Source organism: Nocardioides sp., assembly GCF_050246775.1.
Classification (GTDB): domain Bacteria; phylum Actinomycetota; class Actinomycetes; order Propionibacteriales; family Nocardioidaceae; genus Nocardioides.
In genome coordinates, this window is record NZ_JBFWVK010000005.1 from 12,420 (window position 1) to 30,681 (window position 18,262).

Annotated in this window: 19 protein-coding genes; 5 read left to right on the forward strand and 14 right to left on the reverse strand. The window is 69.9% G+C overall.

From position 1 onward, the window contains the following. Positions 1-19 precede the first annotated feature (19 nt). From AB7I40_RS18670 to dut, 4 genes are read right to left on the reverse strand one after another with little or no spacing between them, the layout of a single operon-like run. On the reverse strand, positions 20-730 hold the full coding sequence (locus AB7I40_RS18670; protein WP_428346757.1) for a DUF3159 domain-containing protein: 711 nt from the start codon (positions 728-730) through the stop codon (positions 20-22). 1 nt (position 731) lies between these two features. Beyond that, on the reverse strand, positions 732-1,100 hold the full coding sequence (locus AB7I40_RS18675) for an OB-fold nucleic acid binding domain-containing protein (RefSeq protein WP_428346758.1): 369 nt from the start codon (positions 1,098-1,100) through the stop codon (positions 732-734). A 26-nt stretch (positions 1,101-1,126) separates the two neighbouring features. Next, positions 1,127-1,753, reverse strand: a complete 627-nt coding sequence (locus AB7I40_RS18680; RefSeq protein WP_428346759.1) for a DUF3710 domain-containing protein — start codon at positions 1,751-1,753, stop codon at positions 1,127-1,129. A gap of 5 nt (positions 1,754-1,758) precedes the next feature. Beyond that, positions 1,759-2,226 carry a dUTP diphosphatase gene (gene dut / locus AB7I40_RS18685; RefSeq protein ID WP_428346893.1) on the reverse strand — a complete coding sequence of 156 codons (468 nt, stop codon included), beginning with the start codon at positions 2,224-2,226 and terminating at the stop codon, positions 1,759-1,761. 118 nt (positions 2,227-2,344) lie between these two features. On the opposite strand from dut, the gene AB7I40_RS18690 reads away from it, so the two are divergent. Beyond that, positions 2,345-2,791 carry a DUF3093 domain-containing protein gene (locus tag AB7I40_RS18690; protein ID WP_428346760.1) on the forward strand — a complete coding sequence of 149 codons (447 nt, stop codon included), beginning with the start codon at positions 2,345-2,347 and terminating at the stop codon, positions 2,789-2,791. Positions 2,792-2,823: 32 nt separating this feature from the next. Then, positions 2,824-3,111: a DUF4235 domain-containing protein gene (locus AB7I40_RS18695; RefSeq protein ID WP_428346761.1), complete on the forward strand. Its 288-nt coding sequence runs from the start codon at positions 2,824-2,826 to the stop codon at positions 3,109-3,111. A 60-nt stretch (positions 3,112-3,171) separates the two neighbouring features. Here the strand turns inward: AB7I40_RS18695 and AB7I40_RS18700 are convergent, their stop codons facing one another. From AB7I40_RS18700 to AB7I40_RS18710, 3 genes are all read right to left on the reverse strand, one after another. Further along, positions 3,172-3,462 (reverse strand): DUF4193 domain-containing protein, encoded by a 291-nt coding sequence (locus AB7I40_RS18700; protein ID WP_428346762.1) that lies wholly within the window; start codon positions 3,460-3,462, stop codon positions 3,172-3,174. A 170-nt stretch (positions 3,463-3,632) separates the two neighbouring features. After that, entirely contained in the window at positions 3,633-4,436 is an 804-nt protein-coding gene (locus AB7I40_RS18705; RefSeq protein ID WP_428346763.1) for an inositol monophosphatase family protein, read from the reverse strand. After that, positions 4,433-5,512: a ferrochelatase gene (locus AB7I40_RS18710; RefSeq protein WP_428346764.1), complete on the reverse strand. Its 1,080-nt coding sequence runs from the start codon at positions 5,510-5,512 to the stop codon at positions 4,433-4,435. The genes AB7I40_RS18705 and AB7I40_RS18710 overlap by 4 nt, the downstream gene beginning before the upstream one ends. A 64-nt stretch (positions 5,513-5,576) precedes the next feature. Between AB7I40_RS18710 and AB7I40_RS18715 the strand changes: the two genes are divergently transcribed. After that, positions 5,577-6,767, forward strand: coding sequence for an MFS transporter (locus AB7I40_RS18715; protein ID WP_428346765.1), 1,191 nt, complete (start codon positions 5,577-5,579; stop codon positions 6,765-6,767). Between the two features lies 1 nt (position 6,768). On the opposite strand, the gene AB7I40_RS18720 is transcribed toward AB7I40_RS18715, so the two are convergent. From AB7I40_RS18720 to AB7I40_RS18730, 3 genes are read right to left on the reverse strand one after another with little or no spacing between them, the layout of a single operon-like run. After that, a complete protein-coding gene (locus tag AB7I40_RS18720) occupies positions 6,769-8,145 on the reverse strand; it encodes a hypothetical protein (protein ID WP_428346767.1) in 1,377 nt (458 codons plus the stop codon). Beyond that, entirely contained in the window at positions 8,145-11,015 is a 2,871-nt protein-coding gene (locus AB7I40_RS18725; protein ID WP_428346768.1) for a peroxidase family protein, read from the reverse strand. Before AB7I40_RS18725 ends, AB7I40_RS18720 begins: the two co-directional genes overlap by 1 nt. After that, positions 11,015-12,721 carry a thiamine pyrophosphate-binding protein gene (locus tag AB7I40_RS18730; protein ID WP_428346769.1) on the reverse strand — a complete coding sequence of 569 codons (1,707 nt, stop codon included), beginning with the start codon at positions 12,719-12,721 and terminating at the stop codon, positions 11,015-11,017. Before AB7I40_RS18730 ends, AB7I40_RS18725 begins: the two co-directional genes overlap by 1 nt. 109 nt (positions 12,722-12,830) lie before the next feature. Between AB7I40_RS18730 and AB7I40_RS18735 the strand changes: the two genes are divergently transcribed. Beyond that, entirely contained in the window at positions 12,831-14,135 is a 1,305-nt protein-coding gene (locus AB7I40_RS18735; RefSeq protein WP_428346770.1) for a D-arabinono-1,4-lactone oxidase, read from the forward strand. Position 14,136: 1 nt separating this feature from the next. On the opposite strand, the gene AB7I40_RS18740 is transcribed toward AB7I40_RS18735, so the two are convergent. Further along, positions 14,137-14,757 carry a trimeric intracellular cation channel family protein gene (locus AB7I40_RS18740; protein ID WP_428346771.1) on the reverse strand — a complete coding sequence of 207 codons (621 nt, stop codon included), beginning with the start codon at positions 14,755-14,757 and terminating at the stop codon, positions 14,137-14,139. 106 nt (positions 14,758-14,863) lie between these two features. Between AB7I40_RS18740 and sepH the strand changes: the two genes are divergently transcribed. After that, complete coding sequence (sepH, locus tag AB7I40_RS18745; RefSeq protein ID WP_428346772.1) at positions 14,864-15,805, forward strand: septation protein SepH; 942 nt, start codon at positions 14,864-14,866, stop codon at positions 15,803-15,805. Here sepH and AB7I40_RS18750 read toward each other — a convergent pair. From AB7I40_RS18750 to AB7I40_RS18760, 3 genes are read right to left on the reverse strand one after another with little or no spacing between them, the layout of a single operon-like run. Continuing rightward, positions 15,777-16,613, reverse strand: a complete 837-nt coding sequence (locus AB7I40_RS18750) for a sulfurtransferase (protein WP_428346773.1) — start codon at positions 16,611-16,613, stop codon at positions 15,777-15,779. The two genes, sepH and AB7I40_RS18750, sit on opposite strands and share 29 nt — an antisense overlap. Further along, a complete protein-coding gene (locus AB7I40_RS18755) occupies positions 16,613-17,509 on the reverse strand; it encodes a dihydropteroate synthase (protein ID WP_428346774.1) in 897 nt (298 codons plus the stop codon). Before AB7I40_RS18755 ends, AB7I40_RS18750 begins: the two co-directional genes overlap by 1 nt. After that, positions 17,506-18,234 carry a dihydrofolate reductase family protein gene (locus AB7I40_RS18760; protein ID WP_428346894.1) on the reverse strand — a complete coding sequence of 243 codons (729 nt, stop codon included), beginning with the start codon at positions 18,232-18,234 and terminating at the stop codon, positions 17,506-17,508. The genes AB7I40_RS18755 and AB7I40_RS18760 overlap by 4 nt, the downstream gene beginning before the upstream one ends. Positions 18,235-18,262 lie beyond the last annotated feature (28 nt).

Genomic DNA, 18,262 nt, shown 5'->3' on the forward strand with positions numbered 1-18,262 from the left:
CCAGGCGGAACGCCTCGGGTCACTCGGCCCGGCTGACCGGGGTCCGGTTCTGCGACAACAGCCACACCATGACCGCGATGGCCGCCAGCTGCAGCGGCCACCCCATCGCCACCTTGAGCACGCCCAGGGCCGCGATGGCGGCGTCCTCGTCCACGGCACCGTTCTTGGCACCGAGCCAGATCGGCCACTGCACGACCACCCGCAACAGGCACGGGGCCGCCAGCGCCCAGGTCAACCTGGTGCAGAGCTTGACGATGCCGCGGTCGCGGTGCCACTCCAGGGCGTCTCCTGCCACGCTGCCGACCATGAAGCCGACCAGCGGCCAGCGAAGCACGCAGGACAGACTCAGCAGCACTGCGTAGCCGGTGTTGTAGATCAACCCGGGCAGGAAGTAGGCCAGGGCCTGGTCGTTGGCGTCGCCACCTGAGCGCTGGGAGAGGTGGACGAAGAACCAGCCCAGACCGATGCCGAACAAGGCGTTGAGCGCGAACTGCGGGGTCGAGCGTTGCACCAACCGGACGACGAGCAGCGTTGCTGCCGCAGCGACACTGAGTCCCAGGGCCAGGGGCAGCGTCTTGGTCGTCAGGAAGGTGATCGTGAAGAGCAGGGTGGGCACGGCCGCCTCGAGCATGCCGCGCCGTCCCCCGAGAGCACTGGACATCTGGGCCCGGACCACGTGCTCCACGGTCTGGACGGTGGCGTGTCGGTCCTCGGGCACTGGGTCGGCCAAGTCAGGACCTGAGCTCGTAGCGGGGGTTGTACATGACCCGCGTCTTGTCGTGCACGCCGATGCGCCCCTCGATCTGCAGTGACGATCCGGGCGCGATGCCGCCGATCCGACGGCGTCCGAGCCAGATCACCGTCAGCACCCCGGTGCCGTCGAAGAGCTCGGCCTCCAGCGCCGGAGCACCACCACGCGGGCTCAGCGTGACCGTGCGCAGGGTGCCGCGCAGGCGGACCCGCTCCCGGTCGGGTGCGTCGGCGATCGAGACGCAGCTGTCGTCGCGGTACGTCGCGCGCATGTCCCGGGCATCCTGGTGGCTGGTGTTGGCCCACTTGCTGATGCTCTTGCGGAGCTTGCTGCGGTTGTCGTCTGCCATGGGTACTCCTGCCTCGTCCTGGACGCTCAGGCCTGCCGGCGGGCCTGCGGCGGCAGGACCAACGGCAAGGGATCGCCCACGGGCATGGCAGCACTGCCACGACGCACGATGACGCTGCCGAGCACAGCCTCCCAGTCGGCCGAGTCGTCCGGGTTGGTGGCCGGCTCACCCAGGAACGTCGCGCGCAACAACCACCGCTCCCCGTTGATGCCGACGATCCGGGAAGGCTGTTCAGCGACCTGGCCCTCGGCCACCTGGACCGGGACCCAACCGACGAGCTCCACCCCGAGCGCGCCCTCGCGCTCGGTGACCTGTCCGCCTCGGCGCTCCATGTCCTCAGCGATCTGCGGGCGGATGTCGCTCCACAGGTCGCCGTTGCGGGGCGCCGCGAACGGACGCAGCTCGATGGCACCGTCATCGTTGGCGATCAGGACCGACTGCACCGTCTGCGTCGCCTCGTCGACCTGAAGCCGCAGTTCACGTCCCGGGCTGGGAGCGACCAGGAGTCCACCGAGGTCGACCCGTTCGACACCGTCCTCGAGGTCGATCTCGCTGACGTCCCAGGGTCCGGCGCTGAGGTCGAACCCCGGCATCTCCTCGGGCGTGGGCCCGAGCGAGCCCTCGACCTCGGCAGCCTGCTTTCGACGGAACATCGCCTTCAACTCTCCTTGACCTCCGACGACGACCCGGACCGGTCGCCGAACCCTCCAGTAGAACCGTAGCCCCCGGTGCCGCGCTCCGAGGCAGAAAGGTCGTCGACCTCGATGAACACCGCGCGTTCATGACGCTGAACGACCAGCTGGGCGATGCGGTCCCCGCGCTGGAGCTGGATCGGGGTGTGCGGGTCGAGATTGATCAGGCAGACCTGGATCTCGCCCCGGTAGCCCGCATCGATCGTACCGGGCGCGTTGACGATCGACAGGCCATGCTTCGCGGCAAGGCCGGAGCGAGGGTGCACGAGACCGACGCAGCCCAGCGGGAGCGCTAGAGCGATGCCGGTGGGCACCAGCCGGCGCTCGAACGGCGCCAGGGTCACATCGACGGTGGTGCGCAGGTCGGCGCCAGCATCGCCGGGGTGTGCGTAGGCAGGCGGCGGAAGCCCCGGATCGAGACGGACAAGGAGGATCTCGAGGCCGGGGTCATCACGGGGCTGGTCGTCGGGGCGTGCGATGGGGTGATTGTCAGGTGGCACGTTGCGCGACCCTACCGGTCCCCCGCACACCGGCAGGTGACAGGCTTGGCGGGTGCAGTACACCGAACGCCTCTCCGTCCCGCTGCGGTGGTGGGTGCAGGGGACGATGCTCATCGCGACCCTCTGGCTCGCCGTCGTCGTGGCTGCTGGCCCGGTGATCGCCGGCGCGGTGGCCGGCGTGGCGATGCTGTTGCTGGTGGCCGGCTTCGTGTCGTACGGCGGAGTGCGGGTCAGCGTCGTCGACGGTGAGTTCCGTGCCGGGCCGGCCCACATCAGCCTCCACCTGGTGGGCGAGATCGTCGCCCTGGACGCGGAAGGGACCCGGCGTACGGCCGGACGGGACGCGGACGCCCGAGCGTTCCTGCTGCTCCGGCCTTATCTGAAGCGATCGGTCCGGGTGGAGATCCTCGACCCGGCCGACCCCGCTCCCTACTGGCTGGTGTCCACGCGTCAGCCCGAACGTTTGGCGGCGGCGCTGCAGGGCACGACTGCTGGGTAGGGTTTGTGCTGTTGGCCAACAAGGAGGACTCAATGGCATCGGATTCATCGAAGGTCTGGTCGATCTTCTCGCTCATCTCGGCCCTTGCGGCCGCGGCCGTTGCCAAGAAGGTGGTCACCTCGACCTGGAAGGCCACCACCGGCAAGCAACCTCCGGCCAACCCTGCCGACCCGGACGTCGACCTGTGGGAGGCGGTGACCTGGGCCGCCGTCAGCGGCACCCTGATCGCGCTGGCCCGGATGTTGGCGACGCGCAAGGCCGCCAACTACTACGCCAAGTCCACCGGCAAGCTCCCACCGGACCTGCAGGCCGACGCCTGAGCACCAACGAGAAAGGCCGCATCCGAGGAACGGATGCGGCCTTCTTGTGTTGCGGTGCTCTCAGGCACAGTCCTTGCAGATCAGCTTGTCGGCGTCAGCCAGCTGACTGCGGTGGTGCACCAGGAAGCAGCTCATGCAGGTGAATTCGTCGTCCTGTCGAGGCATGACCGTGACGGCCAGCTCCTCGTGGGACAGGTCGGCACCGGGCAGCTCGAAGGATTCAGCCGCTTCGGCCTCGTCCTCGTCGACCTTGCCCGAGTTCTTGTCGTGGCGGCGAGCCTTCAGTTCTTCAATGCTCTCTTCGCCCTGGTCGTCGTCGTTCTTGCGCGGTGCGTCGTAGTCAGTTGCCATTTTTCTCCTTCAGCGGGGCGATCCCGTCCGTCACGTCTGTCTCACTGCGTTGTGCACGTCTGCCCGGGCGTCGAATCGCGTCGTGACGGCGCCGCGATTGTGCACCATCCGCGCGCTTTCTGCACGCGCCGTCCACATGCCGTGTCGCCCAAACGGTGCAGAGGCTCTCGCTATTCCCCAAACATGCCGACTTCGTCGAGCAGTGTGACGAGTTCGTCGAACCCGTCGGCGGGGGCACAGACCAGCGCCTTCCCGCCCCAACGACCCTCGGTGAGTCGATGGGCGGCCCCGGCCTCGGTGGCGATGAGCACCGACGCGGCGTAGTCCCAGTGGTGGACGCCTTCCTCGTAGTAGCCGTCGGCCCTCCCCTCGGCGACCATGCACACGTCGAGGGCGCTGGAGCCGTAGCGGCGTACGTCGCGGATCCGCGGCAGCAGCCGGACCAGCGCCTCGGCCTGGAGCACGCGCGCCTCGATGATGTAGGAGAACCCCGTGCCCAGCAGGCGGTGCGTCAGGGGCGCCTTGTCCCGCACCCGCAGTGGCGTGCCGTCGCGGGTGGCTCCCTCGCCACGCACGGCCACGTACTCGGTGCCGGTGTGGGCGTTGAGGACCACGCCGGCCACCACCTCGCCCTCCACCTCGGCCGCGATCGACACGGCGTAGTGGGGCATGCCGTACAGGAAGTTGACGGTGCCGTCGATCGGATCCACGATCCAGCGCACCCCGGAGGAGCCGGCCACATCGTCACCCTCCTCGCCGAGGAAGGCGTCGTCGGGGCGTTGTCGGGCGATGAGCTCGCGGATCAGCAGTTCGGTGGCTCGGTCCGCCTCGGTGACGACGTCGGTGGCGGAGGTCTTGGTGGCCGCCACCTCGACGCCGGCCGCCCTGCGACCGCGCGCCAGCTCGGCGGCCTGGCGCGCCACGTCCAGTGCGAGGTCGCGCAGGTCGCCGGGCCGGGCAGCCGCGGTGCTCATCGCCCCGCTCCGCACAGGGCCGGACGCTCGCTGCGTGGGTTGGGACAGCACCCCACGAAGCACAGGTCGGGTCGCGGCGGAAGCCCGCCCACGGTGGCCCGGGACACCGGCTCGCCGCGTTCGACGGCGGCACGTTCGAGGAGCAGGTCGCGCACGACGGCCACGAAGCGGGGATCCAGTCCCGCGGTGGCCGCGCGCTCGAACGGCAGCCCGAGCTCCGCAGCGGTGGCCGCGGCTTCGGTGTCGAGGTCGTAGACGACCTCCATGTGGTCGGAGACGAAACCGATGGGGACCACCACGACCGCCGGTGCGGTGAGTCCCTTGAGGTGGTCGTTGATGTCGGGCTCGAGCCAGGGGATGTGTGGCGCTCCCGAGCGCGAGCAGTAGACCAGGGCGTGGTCGTGGCGCTGGCCGGTCTCCTGGCGCACGCGCTCCACGACCTCCGCCATCACGCTCCGGTGCTGCTCCACGTAGGCGCCGCCATCCTCACCACCGCTGCCGTCGTTCATCGACGTGGGGATGGAGTGGGTGACGAAGGCCAGGTGGGCCTCGTCGCGGACCGCCTCCGGCAGGGCGGCCAGGGACGCCAGGGTGGCGTCGACCGAAGGCTCGACGAAGCCGGGGTGGTTGAAGTAGGTGCGCAGCTTGTCGAGGACCGGGGCTCCCTGGACGGCAACGGTGGCGTCGTACAGGTTCTCGCGGTACTGCCGGCACGAGGAGTACGACGAGTACGCGCTGGTCGCGAAGACCGCGGCCCTGGTGATGCCGTCGTCGGCCATCTGCTGCACGGTCTCGGCGAGGTAGGGGTCCCAGTTGCGGTTGCCCCAGTAGACCGGGAGGTCGATCCCGGCTCCGGACAGGTCCTCACGCAGTGCCGCCAGGAACTCACGGTTCTGGTCGTTGATCGGCGATCGCCCACCGAACAGGAAGTAGTGCTCCCCCACCTGTTCGAGCCGCTCGCGCGGGATGCCCCGACCGCGGGTCACGTTCTCCAGGAACGGCACCACGTCCTCGGGCTTCTCGGGACCTCCGAAGGAGACCAGCAACACGGCGTCGTACGGGGAGGTTTCGGACATGCACTCATCCTAGGAAGGGGGCGGTGATTGGCCGTCGGCGGCCGCGCACTGCGAGGATCCGGACATGCTGCAGACCTACCGCCGGGTGCTCGCGCACCCGGGTGCCGTGGCCTTCAGTTCCAGCGGCTTCCTGGGCCGGTTGCCGATGTCCATGATCGGTCTGGGCATCGTCCTCCAGGTCTCCGCGCAGAGTGGGTCCTACTCGCTGGCCGGATCGGTCTCGGCGGCCTACGTGCTGGCCAACGCAGTGGTCGCGATCGTGCAGGGCCGGCTCATCGACCACTTCGGCCAACACCGGATGCTGTCGGCCGCGATCACCGTCTCCGCGATCTCGATCGCGCTCATGGCCTGGGCCGTGGAGGCGGACTGGACCGTGCCGCTCCCCCATGTCTTCGCCGCCCTCGCCGGAGCCTCGATGCCTCCGGTCGGCTCCTGCGTGCGGGCCCGCTGGTCCCACCTGCTCGACGACGAGCAGGAGCTCCACACGGCCTTCTCCCTCGAGGCCGTGGTCGACGAGTCCTGCTTCGTGCTGGGACCCACCGTCGTCACGCTGCTGGCCACCAGCTGGCACCCGGTGGCCGGCCTCGCCACGGCGACCCTGGCCGGCCTGGTGGGCACCCTGAGCCTGGCCAGCCAGCGGCGTACCGAACCGCCGGCAGGACGTCACAGCGTCGTCGAGGGCCCGCGCAGCGCCCTGCCGTGGCGCACCCTGGCCCCGCTCACGGGAGCGATCTTCGCCTTGGGGGTGCTGTTCGGATCCGCCGAAGTGGTCACGGTCGCGGTCAGCGAGGACCTCGGGCACAAGGCGCTCGCCGGGGTGCTCCTGGCACTGTGGGCCTTCGGGAGCCTGCTGTCGGGGCTGATCTCGGGAGCGATCGTGTGGAAGTCGTCGATGACGCGGCGGCTCCAGGTCGGCATGATGGCCCTCACCGTGCTGATGGTCCCCATGGTGGTGATCGGCACCTTCTGGCTGCTCGCCCCGGTGCTGTTCCTGGCCGGTTTCGCGATCTCGCCGACCCTGATCGCCACCATGTCGCTGGCCGAGCACGTGCTCCCCCGGCCCCGGCTCACCGAGGGCATGTCGGTGCTGCAGACCGGCATCGCCGCCGGCGTGGCCCTGGGCGCGGCGCTGGCCGGCGTGGTGATCGACGAGCTCGGATCCTCGACGGCCTACCTGGTCACCGTCGGCGGCGGGGTCCTCGGCGCCCTGTTCGGCGTGCTGCTGCCGGCCGAGCGCGAGCGGCCACCTTCCTGACTCAGTGCCAGGTGCTGTTGTGGGAGCGATGGGCGTCGGTGAGTCCGGCGCGGAAGAACTTCTCGTAGTAGGCCTCCTCGACGTGATGGGCCTGCAGCCAGACCCCGGGCACGTGGATGGCCTCGGTGTGAGCCGGGAAGCGGCCATGGGTCTGGTGGATGTAGGTGCAGATGTCGCGGGTGCACGCGATCACGTCCTCGGTGTAGTTGCTGGCCTCCTCCAGGTAGCGGGCCCCGAACTCCCCGCGATAGATCCGCGCGAACAGCGCCTCGTCGGCATAGATGCCCCGCGGGCCGAACTTGTCGGCCACCACGGCGTCGACAGCCTCGTTCATCGACGGGTAGTTGGGGGGACACATCGCCTTGATCAGGTGCTCACCCTGGTGCCGCAGGCCGACGGGATGCGCGCGCAGGTCGGCGTGCCACGGCACCGGGACCTGCCAGCGCAGGGCATCGATCGGCTTCCATCGCGGGGTCACCCAGTCGAAGCCGAGCATGGCGCCGTAGCGCTTGCGGAACTTCGGGTCCCCGAGCAGCACCGGGGGCGCCAGGGAGGCGTGGATCCACGCGCCCAGCCCCATCGCGTCGGCGGTGAGCATCAGGTTCTGCAGCAGCAGGTCGGCCTCGATCTGGGTGCGCATCGCCCACAGGGTGCCCAGCGGCAGCTTCAGGTCCTCGTTCAGGAAGCCATTGCGCACCCACGACTTCACGCCGGCCATCCGGTAGAAGTTGCGGTCGTCCACGATGGTGGGACGGGCACCCTCCGGTTGCGTGAGCAGATACATCAGTCCGTTGATGTACTGCCGCGACAGGTCCACGACCGGAAAGAGGAGGGTGGTTCCGGGCAGGTTCGACAAGAAGCGGTTCGAGTCCAGGTACGCCGGGAAGTCCCGGTTGCCGTCGGGCACGTCGATGCGATGCCCCAGGAGCTTCACCTTCGCCTGAGCCGCCCGGGCCAGCAGTGCGTCGGCGTCCCAGACCGACGCGCCGTCCTCGGCCGGGGGCAGCTTGCGCAGGTAGTAGGTGCCACTGTCGTTGATCATCAGGAAGTGCGTGCCCTGGGCGTTGTCGGGGCTCCCAGCGGTCCGACCGGCCATGGTGAGGTTGGGTTTGGCCATGATCGGCTTGTGGTCACGCGGATCTGCGAACGGCCGGTCCGGCATGGTCAGTCCCGTGCAGCCCGTGAGCGAGATCAGGATCGCCTCCTCGAGCTCGGTCAGGGGCGTGCGCGGCTCCTGGGACGCGTAGCTCATCGAGCCGGCGTCCACTGAGCTGCCCCGACTCACCCGGTGGGTCCGCCGCTGCCAGATCGAGCTCACCAGCGGCCGGGAGCTCAGTGCCTCCAGGCCCGCGTGCGGCTGGGCGTCGTGCTGGACCATCACGGCCTCCGATCGGTCGGCACCCGCATGCGCCAGGGTGCGAACGGGCTCTGGTTGCGCGGCAGCAGGGTGGCCACGTCCGGGCAGTGGCGCAGGATGATGCTGCTCATCGTGTTCGTGGCGACCCAGTCCATCCCCAGCGGGGAGTAGATCTCCGGGCGGAAGTCCACCGTGAGGAACCGGTCGCTCTGCAGCCGTCGTGACGCCATCAGGATGAAGATCCGGAACGCCGTGTCGGAGAAGCCGAATCCTTCCGGAGGAGTCTCGGCGAACAGCCCCACCATGGTGTCGACCTCGTCGACGTGGCGGTAGACCTCGCGCAGCCGACGTACCGTCTCGGGGTCGTCCGACAGCTCGTCGAAGGACCTCAGGCGCGGCTTGTGCAGCCCGGTCCTGAAATCGTTGTAGCGCGGGATGCCGCGGCGCCGCGAGCGCACGAGGTCCACCACCGACAGGTCGATGCGCTCCCCGTTGCGCTCGAAGCCCTGCAGGGCGCGCGGGTAGTTGTTGAGCGTGATCGCCCCGGGATGGGCGACCCCGAACGAGTACAGGAGGTTCTCCAGTCCCATCGAGCGCAGCTCCTCATCCGCCCGGGTCCCGGCGATGTCGAGGAACGACCGATCGCCCAGCAGACTGCCGGTGCTGTGGTCGAGCAGTCGGTAGTCGTCGGGGATCAGCGGGTGCAGCCGGTACACGGTCACGAAGTCCTCGGTGAGGGAGTAGGGCACTCCGTGGTGGTCCGGGGTGGTGGCCGGAATCCCGACGCTGGCATGGGAGTCCAGCAGCCAGATGCCGAGCTTGGTGAGCCAGTCCGCCGACGGTGGCCCGTTCCAGTTGGCCTTGAGCCCCAGGTCGATGGCCTCGGTGGCCAGGATGGCCGGGGTCCATTCGACGGTGTGGATCTTGGCGATGAGGGCCGAGACCACCAGGCGGGCGGTCTGGTAGACCCGCTCGTCGCTCCAGCCCCGGTAGTGCGCGCGCAGCTCGTCACAGATCACGTTGTGCTCACGCGCGAAGAGGGTGTGCAGCCCGCTCAGGCCCAGCCACCAGCTCTCGTTGAAGCCGGTGACCTCCATGCCCGAGCTGTCCTCGGGCAGGTAGCCGTGATCGGTGAGCCGCAGCTTCGCACCCTCGCGCAGCAGGTTGGCCTTCGCCTCGTCCGCGCCGTACACCTCCGAGCCGTCCCACCAGTGCGAGGCGGCGTCGGCGAAGAGCCGCTGCGTGCCGTCGGCATCGGTGGCCAGCGCCTGGTTTCCAGCGATGCGCATCCGTCGTTCGGGAGGCCCGCCGGGGGTGTTGTGCCAGGTCCGGTCCCCGGGCAGAGGCACCTCCACGTCAGCGACGCCCAACGGATGGCGGGCATGGTTGACCCAGTCGTGGACCTGGAACTGGATCCAGGCGGCGGCCAGCAGGTTCAGGGAGCGGGCCGGGAGGAACTCGTTGCGGGTCAGCAGCACGTCGCTGACCGTGACCGGGTTCGGCTCGTCGAACAGGTCGGGCCGGTAGTCGGCTGGGAGATTGCGACCGAAGGCCGCCCCCACCGCTCCCATCGCGGGCGCTGACAGGTCGTTGTCGCGACCGTCCCAGGTGCGCGCCAGGCGAGAGGACTCCGCGGGTGCGCCCGCCACGGAGCGCGGCGCCGGCGGCGCCTCACGTGGTTCGGTGTCGATGAGGTTGTCGCGGCGCAGCACGTGCCGGTACGCCTCGAGGTTGAGGACGGCGAGCCGGACGGGCAGCCGGTGCCACGGGACCCAGCGGTTGACCACCGAGAAGACCGCGCGCGCCCCCGCCCCGAGGATCTCGTTGCGCACCGGGACCTCCGTGTGCCACCGCAGGCCGCCACGCACCGCTGCACTGGCGTCGTACGCCGCCTTGCGGGCCCGGTTGAGATTGCCCAGCGGGCGGAACAGGTCGGTGGTGTTCCACGGGTTGAAGGCCAAGGACTCGATGGCCGCCGCTGTGGTCTGAGCCTCCACGGAGGTCACCGAGCCCTGCGCGATCCGCAGCACGGCCACTGGCTCTGCCGGCGTCCGCTGTTCGGCCCACTCCACCGAGGTGTCCTCGATCGGAGTGACGACAGGGTCGACGTAGCGCTGGACACACAGCTCCATCGCCAGGCCGCCGGCGGCGATGCGCCCCGCGGCCTCGTGGGACAGGTACGCCGGGTCCGTCGAGGACGGTGGCGGGGCCGGTGGGGCTCCGGCGGCGGGTCGGGCCAGGTAGCGGACCGCCAACGTCGGCCCCCACCGCATGGCTCCGCGACTCCAGTAGGTCTCCGTGGCGATGCTGCCGACCCGATGGCGCCGTCCGGTTGTCACGTTGCGCAGCATCCGCACGGTTTCTCGGATCCCGAAGGTGCGGGTCAGGTGCAGGATCCCGAGGGCCCGGCCCAGCGAGCCCCCGGCGGTGGCCGCGGCGAACTCCACGAACTGGTGCGCGTCGCGGGCGTGCGAGACGGGGAAGTTCGTCATCAACAGGTCATGGACGGTCGTCTCATCGACGTGCACCCGGACCGCCAGCCCGCGCAGGTCAGGCTCGAAGTCGGGCTGACCGGTGCCGGATGCGTTGGAGAACCGGACGGTGGCCCGATAGCTCGCGCCTGGTCGGGCGAAGCCGTGGCAGAGGTCCTGGGGAAGGTCGTCGCGGAAGACCAGCTCGGCGTCATCGACGGCGAGGGTGGCCTTCGCGTGCAGGGTCCGAGCCGGTGCATGGGGTACGCCGTGGCTGCTGGCCTTCTTCCTGGCCGTGGCCTGCGCCGCCATGATCCGGCGCGCGAACCGCTCGAACTGTGCGCGTTCGGCCTCGGCGCTCCCGCCGGCGTAGGTCTCTGCCCAGGCTGCGCCGTCGGGCGTCGGTGAGGGGATGGTCATCAGTCTCGGAACCTCGCTTCCAGGGTCTCGACCAAGCCGTCGACGACCCCGTCCGGTGATGGGCTGTAGTGCGGGATCGCCCACCGGGTGATCCGGGCGTCGATCAGAGCCGGGCGTCGGGCTGCGAGCGCCGCAGCGAACGCCTCCTCGAACTCCTCGAGGCTGTCGACGGTGTAGCCGTCCGCACCGCAGGCTCGGGCGTAGGCGGCGTAGTCCGGGTTCTCGAACTCCACGAGCCCGGAGTCGAGGTAGGTGCCGAGCTGGTAGATCTTGATGAGCTTGAACTCGCGGTCGTCGAAGATGACCCAGATCACCGGCAGGTCGTGCTCCACGGCGGTCATCAGCTCGAACCCCGAGAGGTTGTAGCAGCCGTCGCCGCAGCCGACGACCACGGTGCGGTCGGGGTGGGCCACCTGCAGGCCGAGAGCGCCGTTGGTGTGGCCGGCCATGGGGCCGAACTCCCCAGCTTTCCGGAAGTTCTGGCCCTCCTCGAGCTCGACGTAGTAGCCCAGCCAGGCCGAGTGTGCGCCTGCATCCCCGAGCAGGACTCCTCCGGGCGGCAGCATCCGACCGATCGCCTGGGCCAGCTGGCCGGGATGGAGCTTGCCGGGCAGCCGAGGGACCCGCCTGGCCTCCCAGTCCTGTCCGTCCACCTCGATCTTCGTCCGGGGTCCGACTCGGGAGTCGAGGGCGGCGTGGAGGGCGGCAACGGCGGTGCGGGCATCGGAGACCAGCGCGTGGTCGGCCTTGTAGGCCTTGTCGATCTCACTGGCGGAGATGTTCACGTGGATGAGGAGCTTGTCGGTGAACAGGTCGTCGCGGTAGTTGAACGTGGCGTGCTGGTTGAACGCGTTGCCGATGGCGAGCACCACGTCGGCCTCGCGAAAGGCCTTCCACGCGCTGGCATGGCCGCTGTCGCTGAAGACCCCCACCGACAGCGGATGACCCTCGGACACGATCCCCTTCCCGTCGAGCGTGGTGACCAACGGAAGCTGGAAGCGTTCGATGAACCGGCGGACCTCGGCTCCGGCGTGGCTGCGGATCGCGCCGAACCCGGCGAGCACGACGACCCGCTGGCCTCGCTCAAGCGCGGTGGCGAGGGTGTCCGCGGCCGCCAGCACCGCCGTCGGGTCCGCGACCACAGGAGCGACGTCGAGTCGCGGGTCGCGGTAGTTCTCGACGCTCTGACCACGGTGGGTCAGGTTCTCCGGCACGTGCAGGTGGACCGGTCCGGGCCGGCCCTCGAAGGCCAGGTTGACCGCTTCCTCGAGCACGTCGATCGTGCGGTCGATCTCGGTCAGCAGGAAGGAGCCCTTGGTGGTGGCGGCGAACATCGCCTGCGAGTCCGGTGTGCGATTGAGCCCCGAGGTCTCGTTCAGCGACCCCCGGCCCCTCCACTCCATGGCGGCATAGCCGGAGATGGCCAGCACCGGGTAGGAGTCGGACATCGCCATCCCCAGCCCCGAGAACAGGTTGAAGGCTCCCGGTCCCGCAGTGGCGAAGCAGACCCCCAGCTGGTCGGTGTACATCGCATAGCCGCAGGCCATGAACGAGGCTGCCTGCTCGTGCCGGGTGATGACCGGCCGGATCGTGTCGGAGTCCTTCAGCGCGAGCATCAGGCCCGCGGCGTTCTCGCCGGCACCGCCGAAGGCAGCCCCGACTCCCAGGCTCTCCAGCCCTCGGACAAGTGCTTCGTAGACGCGCATCTTTGACTTCCCGCCTGAGTGAGATTGTCCGGTTTGTGACATCCCGTTGTCCAGACGAGGAGGCAGACCCCGTGGTTGATACGCACCTGCGGGATCTAGGCTCGGCCCCGTGACGGAGTGGAAGAACTGGGCAGGGCTGGAGACGGCAAGCCCCCGCCGTACCCTCGAACCGCGCAGCACCGACGAGATCGTGACCGCGGTTCTGGCAGCCCGCGAGCTGGGTCAGCCGGTGAAGATGATCGGCACCGGGCACAGCTTCACCGCGATCTCCGCTCCTGAGCACACGATGCTGCGCCCCACCCATCTCGGCGGGATCGTCGCGGTGGATCGCACGGCGATGACGGTGACAGCCCTGGCCGGCACCCAGCTCAAGACCCTCAACGCGGAGCTCGAACGGCTCGGCCTGAGCCTGCACAACATGGGCGACATCGCCGAGCAGACCCTCGCGGGTGCGGTCTCAACCGGCACGCACGGCACCGGCGGGGTGGTCTCCGGGCTCGCCGCCCAGCTCGCGGCCCTCGAGCTCGTGACCGGCACCGGAGAGGTCATCGCCGCCTCCCCCACCGAGAACGCGGACGTGTTCGACCTGGCGCGCGTCGGACTCGGAGCTCTCGGCATCCTGACCACGCTGACGTTCCAGGTCGAGCCGCTCTTCGTTCTCGAGGCCGACGAGCGGCCCGGCACGTGGGAGCAGACGATCGCGTCGTACGACGAGCTCGTCGATGCCAACCATCACGTCGACCTCTACTGGTTCCCCCACACCGACCGGATGCTGATCAAGGCCAACAACCGGCTCGACGTGCCGCTCGGCGAGGCAGAGCCCCTGTCGCGGTGGCGCGGCTGGCTCGATGACGACTTCCTGTCCAACACCTTCTTCGGCGCCCTGACCCGGGTCCTGAACCTGGCGCCGGCAGCCATCCCCCGCGCCAACGAGGTCGCGGCGCGGGCCCTGACCGCGCGCACCTACAGCGACACCGCCCACCGCGTCTTCGTCGCACGACGAACGGTGGTGTTCCGCGAGATGGAGTACGCCGTCCCACGGGCCGCCGGGATGGCAGCGTTGCGCGAGGCCCGCCGGGTGATCGACGCGTCGGACTGGAAGATCAGCTTCCCCGTGGAGATCCGGTGCGCCCCGGCGGAGGACGTCGCCCTGTCCACCGCCCAGGGTCAGGACTCCGTCTACCTGGCCTTCCACGTGCACCGCGACGCCGACCACGAGGCGTACTTCCGGGCGGTCGAGCAGGTGATGGTGGAGCACGGGGGCCGTCCGCACTGGGGGAAGCTGCACACCCGGACAGCCGAGGACCTCGCCGCGACCTACCCGCGCTTCGGCGACTTCCAGGCGTTGCGCGACCGGTTGGACCCCGACCGGCTCTTCACCAACCCCTACCTGCGCCGGGTGCTCGGCGACTGACTCACACGCTGGAGGAGCCCGTGGGCAGGGGTGCGTGCCAGTCTCGCCACATGGCCAACAGGCGGAGCACGAGACAACTGGTCGCAGCCACCGTGACGACCAGCCCCAAGGGAAGCTCCAGGCGGACGCCGACCACCGCGATCGACGCCCCGATGAGGGCGGGGGTGGCGTAGAGCTCGCTGCGGAACACCACCGGCGCCCGGCTGGCCAACACGTCGCGGGCCACCCCGCCGCCGATGGCGGTCACCATGCCGAGCAGGGCCGCGGGCACCGGACCCAGCCCGTAGTCGACGGCCTTCAGCGCACCGGTCACACAGAACAGCGACAGCCCGAAGGCGTCGAACACGTTGATCAGGCGCTCCTGGCGCCCCAGTCCGGAGTGGAAGGCGAAGGTCACCAGTCCCGCGGCGATCGGCACCAGCAGGTAGCGCCAGTCCGCCAGTGCCGCCGGCGGGGTGGCGCCGATCAGGACGTCACGGACGAACCCGCCACCCAGGCCGGTGGTGGTGGCCAGGAAGAGGACGCCGAAGACGTCGTAGTCCTTGCGCACCGCCACCAGGGCCCCCGAGATCGCGAAGACGAAGATGCCCACGAGATCGAGGACGACCAGCATCGACGGCATGCTCGGAGGTTATCGGTTGGCGCGCCGCGAATGCTCCATCCCCGGGTCCCGCTGCTGGCGTAGTCTCGGGCCCACCGGAAGCTTGACGATCAGGGACAGGACGCCGATGTTGCACCTCACGCTCGCAGGGCTGAGCGAGGACAACAGGCGGCTTCTGCTGGTCAGCGATGCGGGCGAGGAGTTCTCCCTCGCCATCGATGCGAAACTTCGGGCCGCGCTGCGCGGCGAACATGCACGACTCGGCCAGTTGGAGATTCAGATGGACAGCGCACTCCGCCCCCGTGACATCCAGGCACGCATCCGGGCCGGTGAGAGCCCCGACGCGGTGGCGCAAGCCGCCCAGACCACCGTCGACAGGATCCTGCCCTACGCCAACCCCGTGCTCGCCGAACGCGCCCATGTGGCCTCGCGGGCACAGCGCTCCTCGGTACGCCGCCCGTCGGGCGACGCCGGTGGGGCCCGCACCCTCGGCGACGCCGTCGCCGCGATGTTGCGCAGCCAGAACGTCGACCCGGCAAGCGTCGAGTGGGATGCCTGGCGCCGTGAGGACGGCCGGTGGGCCCTGGTGGGCGTGTTCGAGGCCCCCAAGCGCAAGGGCACCGCCACCTTCACCTTCGATGCCCCGGGCAACTACGTCACTCTCGACAACGAGGACGCCAAGTGGCTCGTGGGCGAGGCGGTGGCCAAGGCGGCACCACGGGCCAAGGACGACCTCCAGCGGGCGCGTCAGCGCCGGCTCCAGTCGGTCGCCGAGGACCAGCTGCCCCTGGGCGGGGAGCTGAGCGCCGAGGCCGACGACGAACTGGGCAGCGACGCCTTGAGCCTGGTCAGCGAGGACCCGGTCGTCGACTCCGACCTCGAGGCCACCCCCGAGCCGCTCGCCGACGAGCCGGCCGAGCACGAGGTGAGCCTGTCCGACGACCTCCTGGGCCACGAGGCGTCGGTGTCCGACGAACCCGAGCCTGCACCGCGTCCTGCCAAGAAGAAGGGCCGGGCGTCCGTGCCGAGCTGGGACGAGATCATGTTCGGCGGCGGGAAGCAGGACTGACGGGTCGGGTCGGATCAGTGATCCACTCGCTCCAGCTGCCGGGGTAGAGCGCTGCCGGCACCCCGGCGATCTCCAGGGCGAGTACGTCATGGGCCGCCGTCACTCCGGAGCCGCAGTAGGCCGCCACGTCCGCCCCTGGCACCGCGCCCACCTCGGCGTAGACGGCACGCAGTTCCTCGGCGGACCTGAAGAGACCCTGATCGGTCAGGTTGCGAGACGTCGGCACGTTCACCGCTCCCGGGATGTGTCCAGCGACCGGGTCGACGGGTTCGGTCTCACCCCGGAAGCGCTCAGGCGCACGAGCGTCGATCAGCACCCCCACGCGCTGCACCGCCGCCGCATCGACCATGGCACTCGTGCCCGGGCCAGCACTGAAGTCACCGCCCGGCACCGACCCGGGACCGGTCTCGACCGCCAGCCCGAGCGCGCGCCAGCCTGACCAGGCACCGTCGAGCACCCGGACGTCGCGGTGCCCGTGGTGCCGCAACAACCACCACGCGCGGGCGGCCGCGTGACCGGCCCAGTCGTCGTACACCACGACGGGTCGGTCGTTGCAGACCCCGGCCCGGCGCATCGCCGCCTGGAAGGCGCCCACCGCGGGGAGCGGGTGCCGGCCGCCGGCGCCGGGTGGGCCGGCGAGGTCGCGGTCCAGGTCGACGAAGGCTGCTCCCGGCACGTGACCGCTCGCGAACTCCTCGGGTCCAGCAGGACCACCGAGCCGGTAGCGGACATCGAGCACGGACACGTCGCCGAGAAGCCGTGTGAGGGCCTCGGCAGTCACCAGCGGCCCGGCGGACGAGGCGGCCATCAGCCGACCTGGAGCTCGCGCATCGCGGTGAGGACAGCGGCCACCCGCGGCACCTCGTGGGTGCGGAAGACTCCGGTGCCGCCGAGACTGGCCAGCACCGCGAAGAAGCTCTCCGCGGTGCGGAACTCGTCCTCGAAGAGATCGAAGGCGTGCGGCATGGCGTGACAGATCGGCACACCCAGCCGGCGCAGCCGGAAGGTGTTGAGGATGACCATGCCCTGGTGGCGAGCCCGGGTCAGGGGGTCGGTCAGGTTGCCGTAGTAGAACCCCATCCCGGGGTCGATCACGATCCGTTCCACCCCGCGCGCCCGGGCAAGGGCCAGGCGACGGGTGAACTGCTCGAGCATCTCGGGGAACGGGTCGTTGTCGACCGTGGCCGAGGTGATCTCGCGCACGTTGGATCCCTTGACGAAGCAGATCAGCACAGTGGCGCCGAACTCCGCCGCCAGGTCGAACATGTCCACGTCGTCGGCCGAACCGGTGAGGTTGATCACCGACGCACCCGCCTCCAACGTCGCCCGCACGACCGGCGGCGCATAGCTCTCCGCCGACACCAGGATGTCGTCGGCGGCCAGCGCCTCGACCACCGGCACCAGGGCCTTGATCTGGTCACTGGGGTCCACCCGGGCGGCTCGCGCGGTCGAGGACTCCGCACCGACGTCGACGAGGTCGGCACCCTGGGCCGCCTGCACGCGAGCCTTGCGGATGGCGGAGGTCGTGGAGATCGCGACGCTCTCGCGGTAGGTCGAGTCGCGCGACAGGTTGACGGTGCCCATGACCACCGGCCTGTCGTCGGTGTCGAAGACGCGGTCGCCGATCAGCAGTGGTGCGACCGGCAGCTCGAGATCGTCAGGGTGCGCGGCAGCCAGCCGTGCGAGCGCGGACAGCGAGATCATCGGGTGGTCCTCAGGTAGCGGTTCATCAGGAAGCCGTCGCCCATGATGACGTGGGCGAGGTCGAACCTGGCAGGGCTGGTGAAGACGGGAGTGGGCGAGGTGTGCGCTCCCCCGGCGAACATCGGCGACACGGTGATGTCGGCCTCGTCGAGCAGACCCTCGGAGGCGATCGACGCGAGCAGGGTCGGGCCACCTTCGCAGACGATGCGACGCAGGCCCCGCTGCTCAAGAAGATCGAGCAGCCTCGCCACGTCGAGGCTGTCCCCCAGCACCACCACCTCGGCGTGCTCCCGCGCGACGTCCAGTCGCTGGGAGTCGGCACTCGACAGCGTGATCACGATCGGCCGGCTCGTGGACTCCGCGAACATGGGCTCCTCCCACGGCAGGTCGAGCGAGGGGCTGACCACCGCCAGGACGGGCGCGGGCGCGCTGCCCTGGGCCGCTCGGGCATCGGCGTCCTCGGGCTTGGCCACCATCGGACCGTAGCGCTCGGCCCGGATGGTCCCGGCGCCGACGAGCACGACGTCAGCCAGGCGCCGTACGGCGTTGAAGACGGCCTTGTCGACGTCGGAGGAGATCGAGCCACTGAGTCCGTCGGGCCCGGCTGCGGCCCCGTCGAGGGTGGTCACCATCATCGCCCGGACCCAGCGTCCGGCGGCCGGCCAGGGGTAGGCCTCCAGCACCTGGTCGGCGTCGAGCGGACCGGTTCGGGGCCCCGTGATCATCTGCACGCCGCCAAACCTAGCCGTGGCA

Excerpts from the sequence above, each read along its gene's own strand:
- AB7I40_RS18675 (WP_428346758.1), bottom strand. The coding sequence starts at position 1,100 with ATGGCAGACGACAACCGCAGCAAGCTCCGCAAGAGCATCAGCAAGTGG.
- AB7I40_RS18680 (WP_428346759.1), bottom strand. The coding sequence starts at position 1,753 with ATGTTCCGTCGAAAGCAGGCTGCCGAGGTCGAGGGCTCGCTCGGGCCC.
- AB7I40_RS18695 (WP_428346761.1), top strand. The coding sequence starts at position 2,824 with ATGGCATCGGATTCATCGAAGGTCTGGTCGATCTTCTCGCTCATCTCG.
- AB7I40_RS18700 (WP_428346762.1), bottom strand. The coding sequence starts at position 3,462 with ATGGCAACTGACTACGACGCACCGCGCAAGAACGACGACGACCAGGGC.
- AB7I40_RS18705 (WP_428346763.1), bottom strand. The coding sequence starts at position 4,436 with ATGAGCACCGCGGCTGCCCGGCCCGGCGACCTGCGCGACCTCGCACTG.
- AB7I40_RS18710 (WP_428346764.1), bottom strand. The coding sequence starts at position 5,512 with ATGTCCGAAACCTCCCCGTACGACGCCGTGTTGCTGGTCTCCTTCGGA.
- AB7I40_RS18715 (WP_428346765.1), top strand. The coding sequence starts at position 5,577 with ATGCTGCAGACCTACCGCCGGGTGCTCGCGCACCCGGGTGCCGTGGCC.
- AB7I40_RS18720 (WP_428346767.1), bottom strand. The coding sequence starts at position 8,145 with ATGGTCCAGCACGACGCCCAGCCGCACGCGGGCCTGGAGGCACTGAGC.
- AB7I40_RS18725 (WP_428346768.1), bottom strand. The coding sequence starts at position 11,015 with ATGACCATCCCCTCACCGACGCCCGACGGCGCAGCCTGGGCAGAGACC.
- AB7I40_RS18730 (WP_428346769.1), bottom strand. The coding sequence starts at position 12,721 with ATGCGCGTCTACGAAGCACTTGTCCGAGGGCTGGAGAGCCTGGGAGTC.
- AB7I40_RS18740 (WP_428346771.1), bottom strand. The coding sequence starts at position 14,757 with ATGCCGTCGATGCTGGTCGTCCTCGATCTCGTGGGCATCTTCGTCTTC.
- sepH (WP_428346772.1), top strand. The coding sequence starts at position 14,864 with ATGTTGCACCTCACGCTCGCAGGGCTGAGCGAGGACAACAGGCGGCTT.
- AB7I40_RS18750 (WP_428346773.1), bottom strand. The coding sequence starts at position 16,613 with ATGGCCGCCTCGTCCGCCGGGCCGCTGGTGACTGCCGAGGCCCTCACA.
- AB7I40_RS18755 (WP_428346774.1), bottom strand. The coding sequence starts at position 17,509 with ATGATCTCGCTGTCCGCGCTCGCACGGCTGGCTGCCGCGCACCCTGAC.
- AB7I40_RS18760 (WP_428346894.1), bottom strand. The coding sequence starts at position 18,234 with ATGATCACGGGGCCCCGAACCGGTCCGCTCGACGCCGACCAGGTGCTG.